This is a genomic window from Tsukamurella soli (assembly GCF_039541155.1).
Taxonomy (GTDB): Bacteria; Actinomycetota; Actinomycetes; order Mycobacteriales; family Mycobacteriaceae; genus Tsukamurella; species Tsukamurella soli.
Map to the genome: position 1 here is coordinate 85,232 of NZ_BAABFR010000007.1, position 6,384 is coordinate 91,615.

Consider the following 6,384-nt stretch of genomic DNA (forward strand, 5'->3'; position numbering starts at 1 on the left):
TGTCCGCCGCCTGTGCCCTCCCTGGGGCGCTACAGGCGGCGGGGCTGCGCCGCCGCCGTGATCGGGTCGCCGCCGCGGGCCTGGCCGATCTCGATGGTGATCGACAGCACGGCGACGCCCTCGGTGGAAGCAAGCACCGGCTGGCAGTCGATCCGCCGGATCTCGGGCACTTCGTGGGCCAACGCGGCGACGCGCGCGACCACATCCGCGAGCGCACCGCGGTCGACCCCGCGCTCGCCGGCGTACCCGTCGAGCAGCGGCGCCGTCCGGGGCGCCGACAGCAGCTCGCTCACCGCGGCGTCGGTGAGCGGTAGCAGCCGGTACGCGCGGTCGTCGAGCAGATCAGGCACCGCGCCGGACAACCCGAACGACAGCAGCGGGCCGTACTGCGCGTCGCTGAAGTAGCCGATCGCGCAGCCGACCCCCTTCGGCGCCATCCGTTGAACGTGCAGCGTCGGCTCGCCGGTCGCCGCACTCAGCTCCTCGAAGCCGCGCGCGACACCGTCGGCCGACAGCAGGTCGAGACGCACCGCGGCCAGGTCTGCGCGCAGCCGCCACCGTCCGCCCATCGCCTTGAGCGCCACGGGATAGCCGAGGCGGTCGGCGGCCGCCACGGCCTCATCGACCGACGACACCACCTCGAACGGCTCCACGTCGATGCCGTAGAACCGGGCCAGCTCGGCGCTCTCGACGTATCCGAGCTCGCGCGGGCCGTCGGCGAGGTGCTCCCGCACCAACGTCCGTGCGCCCTGCGAGTCGACGCCGCCCGGCCGTGCCTCGGACGACTCGGGCCGCGCCTGCCACTGGGCGTAACGCCACGCGCGCGCGAGGACCCGCGCCGCCCGCTCGGGCTCGGAGAAGGAGGGCACCGACCCGCGGATCCGGCGGCCCTGCTCGTCGGTGACGGCGAGCAGCTCGGAGACGCCCTCGAACGCCAGGAACGTCGACACGATGGGCTTGACCAGGCGACGGGAGGCCTCGAGCAGCACGGTCGCGTGTGCCTCCGGGGGCGCCTCGACCGGAGGGACGAAGACGGCGATCACGGCGTCGACGGTGTCGTCGGCGAGCGCGGCGTCCAGTGCGTCGGCGAACTCCTCCGGACTCGCCGCCGCGCCGAGGTCGACGGGGTCGCCGCAGTCGAGCCCCTCCTGGATCCCGGTGTGGGTGGCCAACACGCCCAGTGCGGTCGAGTTCCCGATCACGGTGATGCGCGGCCCCTTCGGCAGCGGCTGGTAGCTGAAGAACGTGGCGCAGTCGAGCAGCGCCGGGATCGACTCGACCTGGACCACACCCGACGTCTCGAACAGGGCCTGCGCGCCGCGTTCGCGCTCGCGCGGGTCCACGCCGCCGCGGTGCACCAGGACGATCGGCTTCTGCCGCGAGAGCCGCTGTGCGAGCCGCGTGAACTTCCGGGGGTTACCGAAGCTCTCCAGGTACATGAGCACGACCTCCGTGGCGGGGTCGGTGTCCCAGTACTGGAGCAGGTCGTTACCCGAGACGTCTGCGCGGTTGCCGGCGGACACGAAGGTCGACAGCCCGACACCGAGATTGCGCGCCGTGTCGAGGATCGCGATCCCCAACGCGCCGGACTGGCAGAAGAACCCGACGTTGCCACGCCGTGGCACAACGGGCGCCAACGTCGCGTTGAGCCGCACCTCGTCGTCGGTGTTGATCACGCCGAGCGCGTTGGGGCCGACCAGCCGCATGCCGTGCGACCGGACTGCGGCGAGCAGTCGTTGCTCGGACTCGCGGCCGGCGCCGCCGGCGTCGGAGAACCCCGACGACACGACCAGCAGGGTCCGTACGCCCTTGGCCAGGCAGTCGTCGAGCACCGCGTCCATGTTGTCGGCGGGCACCGCGACGACGGCGAGGTCGACGGGGTCGGGGATTGCTCGCACCGTCTCGTACGCGCGGACGCCGCCCACAGACCTGCGCTCCGGGTGCACGGGGTAGACGGGGCCGGCGAAATCGCCCGCGATGAGGTTACGCAGGACCGCGTGGCCCACCTTGGCACGGGTGGCCGACGCGCCGATCACCGCGACCGACCCCGGTTCCAGCGCATTGCGGACGCTGCGCGCCTCGGAGGCCCGCTCCCGCGACCGACGCACCGCGACCATCGCATCCGTCGGGTCGATCCCGAACTCCACGTGCACGACGCTGCCGTCGAAGCTGCGCCGCAACTCGTACCCCGCGGCACGGAACACCGACACCATGTACCGGTTCTCGGCGAGCACCTCGGCCTCGAAGCGGTGGAAACCGCACTCCGCCGCGGCGCCCGCGAGGTGCTCGAGCAGGATCGGGCCGAGGCCGCGGCCCTGGTGCTCGTCCGCCACCGTGAACGCCACCTCGGCCGACGTGGGCTTGCCCATCTCGGCGAGCCCCTCGTACAGGCCGACCGCGATGATCTTCTCGCCGAGCATCGCGAGCAGACACACGCGCTGGTAGTGGTCGACCGTGGTCATCCGGGCCACGTCGCGCGGCGGCATCACCGGGTACGGGCCGAAGTACCGCAGGTAGCGGGTCCGCTCGGACAGGTTGGCGTGGAACTCGACGACCAGTTCGGCATCGTCGGGGACCACGGGACGCAGGTGGACGACGCCGCCGTCGGAGGCGAGGACGTCGGCGACCCAGTGCCGCGGGTAGTCGTAGGGCCCAGAAGCGGGGCCGCGGGCGGCACCCTCTGTCGCTCCGGTCTCAGTCACGGGGGTCCTCCGGGTCGAGGTCGTGGAGCGGGAACACCGCGGAGCGGGCCCGGGCGATGAAGCGGTCGGCGACCGCGTCGGTGGACTTGTCGCCCGGGTCGGACACCCCCGGCTCCCACGGCGTGAACGTCGCGTCCTGGCCGTCGCCCATCGTGGTGGGGACGTGCTCGGACGCGGGCAGGCGTCCCTTCGGGTAGGCGTCGAGGACGCCGAACCACTCGTCGGGGATCGGGGTGGTCGGGGCGACGTCGCGGCCGAGGGTCGCGCCGATGAGGTGGGTCCAGATCCGCGGGACCACGTCGACGACCTGATATCCACCGCCGCCGAGCGAGAGCCAGCGCCCGTCGCACACCTCGTCGGCGAGGGCACGCATGGCCAGGATCGCGGCGCGCTGGCCGTCCACGCTGAGCGCGAGGTCTGTCAGGGGGTCGGTCGCGTGCGAGTCGCACCCGCACTGGCTGACGATCAGCTGCGGGCGGAACGCGCGCACCACCGACGGCACCACCGCGTGGAAGGCCCGAAGCCACAACCGATCCGGGCAGTTCGCGGGAACGGGCACGTTGACCGCCGTGCCTCGGGCCTCGGGTCCCCCGAGTTCCGAGGGGAAGCCGGTCCCCGGCCACAGCCAGCGCGGATCCTCGTGCAGCGACACGGTCAACACCCGCGGATCGTTCCAGAACGCAGCCTGCACGCCGTCGCCGTGATGGGCGTCGACGTCGATGTACGCGACCCTGTCGAAGCCGTTGTCGAGCAGCCACGAGATCGCGATCGCCGCATCGTTGTAGATGCAGAACCCCGAGGCGTGCGCCCGCATCGCGTGGTGCATCCCGCCGGCGATGTTGACGGCACGCGTCGCGCTGCCGGACGCGATCGCCTGCGCGCCGGCCAAGGACGACGCGACGATGCTCGCGGCGGCCTCGTGGATGTGGGCGAAGACCGGGTTGTCGTCGTTGCCCAGTCCGTACGCAGCAAGCACCGGCACCTCGACGGCCCGCACCGGCCCGACGCGGCCGGCGAGCCGCACCGCGTCGACGTAGTCGTCCGAGTGCACGCGCCGGAGCTCGTGGTCGCCGAATCCCGACGGCCGCACCAACTCGACACCGTCGAGCACCCCGAGCAGACGCGCTAGCGCGACCGTGAGCTCGAGGCGGACGGGGTCCATCGGGTGCGACGGCGAGAACCGGTATTCGAGGACCTCCGGGTCCCACACCATCGCCGATCCACCCGGTCCCGACCCTCCGCCACCGCCCACCGATCCCACCATGGCGCTACCCTAGCCGCCCAATACCTTTGGCCGCCCGCGAAACCGGACCTACCGCGGGCCCGGGATCGGATCCCGCCCGGATAGACCTCGGATTCTGGGCACCGGAACCGGTAAGCTGGCACGGACGAAGGAGCGCTACTTGAACGATCTGGTTGACACGACCGAGATGTACCTGCGCACGATCTACGAGCTGGAGGAGGAGGGCGTGGTACCGCTGCGCGCCCGGATCGCGGAGCGGCTCGAGCAGAGCGGCCCCACGGTGTCGCAGACGGTCGCCCGGATGGAACGCGACGGCCTCCTCCACGTCGCCGGTGACCGCCACCTCGAGCTCACCGACCGCGGCCGCACACTGGCCGTTGCCGTGATGCGCAAGCACCGTCTCGCCGAGCGCCTCCTGGTGGACGTCATCGGGCTGCAGTGGGAGAACGTCCACGCCGAGGCCTGCCGGTGGGAGCACGTCATGAGCGAGGAGGTCGAGCGCCGGCTCGTGGAGGTGCTGGGCAGCCCGACCACGTCGCCGTACGGCAACCCGATCCCCGGGCTCGCCGACCTGGGTGTCGCGGCCGCCGACGCCGGGGTCACGCCGAGCCGCCTCACCGACCTGCCCCGTGGCGGGCCCGCCGCGGTGGTGATCAAGAGACTCGCCGAGCACGTGCAGGCCGACACCGAGCTGATCGGCCGGTTCCGGTCTGCCGGCGTGGTCCCGGACGCGCGCGTCATGGTGACTGTGCAGCGCGGCTCGGTGCAGATATCGGTCCCGGGGCACGACGACTTCGAACTGGCCGACGAACTGGCGCATGCCGTGTTCGTCGAGGCGGTCTGAGACCCGTCCCACCGATCAGGGGACCGCAGCGGTCCCGGCGTGCCCGTGCAGCGGACCGGCAGGGTCGGTCGGTAGCCTCAGGCGCATGAGGCTTGTGGTGACCGGCGGAGCCGGGTATGTCGGGAGTGTCTGCACCCAGGTGTTGCTCGAGCGCGGCCACGAGGTGACGGTGATCGACAACCTGGTGACCGGAAACCGCGACGCCGTCCCGACCGGCGCGGAGTTCATCGAGGGCGATGTCGCAGACGTCGCGGCCGACGTACTGGGCGAGGACCCGGCGCAGCCGCGGTTCGACGGGGTACTGCACTTCGCGGCGAAGTCGCTGGTCGGCGAGTCCGTCCAGGCCCCCGAGGTGTACTGGTACGGCAACGTGGTCACCTCGCTCGCACTGCTCGAGGCCGTGCGGCACTCCGGTACGCCGCGGCTGGTGTTCTCGTCCACCGCCGCGACGTACGGCGAGCCGAAGACGGTGCCGATCACCGAGGAGGCCCCGACCGCTCCGACCAACACCTACGGCGCCACCAAGCTGGCGATCGACGCCGCGATCACGTCGTATGCCGCGGCCCACGGCCTCGCCGCGGTCTCGCTGAGGTACTTCAACGTGGCCGGCAGCTACGGCGGGTTCGGCGAGAACCGCGAGGTAGAGACCCACCTGATCCCGCTGGTACTGCAGACCGCCCTCGGGCAGCGCGAGAAGATCTCGGTCTTCGGCACCGACTACCCCACCCCCGACGGCACCGCCGTGCGCGACTACGTACACGTCAAGGACCTCGCCGATGCTCACCTGCTCGCCCTCGACCACGCCGCGCCCGGTCGGCACGACATCTTCAATCTCGGTTCGGGAGAGGGCTTCTCGGTCCGCCAGGTGATCGACACCTGCCGTGACGTCACGGGGCTCGACATCCCGGTCGTGGATGCGCCACGCCGCGCTGGCGACCCCGCCGTGCTCATCGCGTCGTCCCGACGCGCGGTCGACGACCTCGGGTGGCAGCCGCAACACACCGACCTGCGCGACGTCGTGTCGGACGCCTGGACGTACACGCGCGCGCTCGGCGACCGCGCCCACGCCGCCCAGCGGTAGCCCGCCGGCCTCGCTGATCTAGCCCGCCATCGCAAGCGGGTCGACGCGCGGCATCACCACCCCGAGTTCCCGCGCGATGTCCTGGCCCACGTCCACCAGGCCCGCGAGCAGCTCAGGGGTCATGCCACCGTCGAACGCCTGCAGCAGCAGGTGGGCCGCGCGATAGTCGGGGTCGGCCGCCAGCGCGGCGTCGAGGCCGATCCCGACCATCGGGCCGACCGCGCGCACATAGCTGATCCCGGCGACCAGGGTCGCGGCTGCGGCGCGGGGTGTGCCCCGCAGCCGGCGTGCCAGCTCCGCGAACACTTCGGTCGCGGAGTCTGCGGCCTCCGTCGCAGCCAGCGCGAACGCTGCGTCGCGCACCCGCAGCGACAGCAGCGCTGCGCCGAGGCGGGGCACGTCATCGTCGGGCCCCGGAGCGCCGCGTACGGCAGCGTCGACGACCAGTCGCAGCCGGGTGGCGTCCCGGCCCGCGACCAGGGTGCCGTCGCCGCGGCGGGGTCGCTCGGCGGCG

At 72.3% G+C, this 6,384-nt stretch carries 5 protein-coding genes; 2 read left to right on the forward strand and 3 right to left on the reverse strand.

Going from position 1 to position 6,384, the window contains the following annotated elements:
- Nucleotides 1-29: 29 nt before the first annotated feature.
- Both ABD908_RS03905 and ABD908_RS03910 read right to left on the reverse strand, forming a co-directional pair.
- Nucleotides 30-2,702 (reverse strand): bifunctional acetate--CoA ligase family protein/GNAT family N-acetyltransferase, encoded by a 2,673-nt coding sequence (locus ABD908_RS03905; RefSeq protein ID WP_344991147.1) that lies wholly within the window; start codon nt 2,700-2,702, stop codon nt 30-32.
- Nucleotides 2,695-3,966: an acetoin utilization protein AcuC gene (locus ABD908_RS03910; RefSeq protein ID WP_344991150.1), complete on the reverse strand. Its 1,272-nt coding sequence runs from the start codon at nt 3,964-3,966 to the stop codon at nt 2,695-2,697. The genes ABD908_RS03905 and ABD908_RS03910 overlap by 8 nt, the downstream gene beginning before the upstream one ends.
- Before the next feature lie 139 nt (nt 3,967-4,105).
- On the opposite strand from ABD908_RS03910, the gene ABD908_RS03915 reads away from it, so the two are divergent.
- Nucleotides 4,106-4,789, forward strand: coding sequence for an iron-dependent transcriptional repressor DtxR (locus tag ABD908_RS03915; protein ID WP_344991153.1), 684 nt, complete (start codon nt 4,106-4,108; stop codon nt 4,787-4,789).
- A gap of 85 nt (nt 4,790-4,874) precedes the next feature.
- Nucleotides 4,875-5,870, forward strand: coding sequence for a UDP-glucose 4-epimerase GalE (gene galE / locus ABD908_RS03920; protein WP_344991156.1), 996 nt, complete (start codon nt 4,875-4,877; stop codon nt 5,868-5,870).
- Between the two features lie 18 nt (nt 5,871-5,888).
- On the opposite strand, the gene ABD908_RS03925 is transcribed toward galE, so the two are convergent.
- A partial coding sequence (locus ABD908_RS03925) for a DUF4192 family protein (protein ID WP_344991159.1) occupies nt 5,889-6,384 on the reverse strand: 496 nt, incomplete at its 5' end.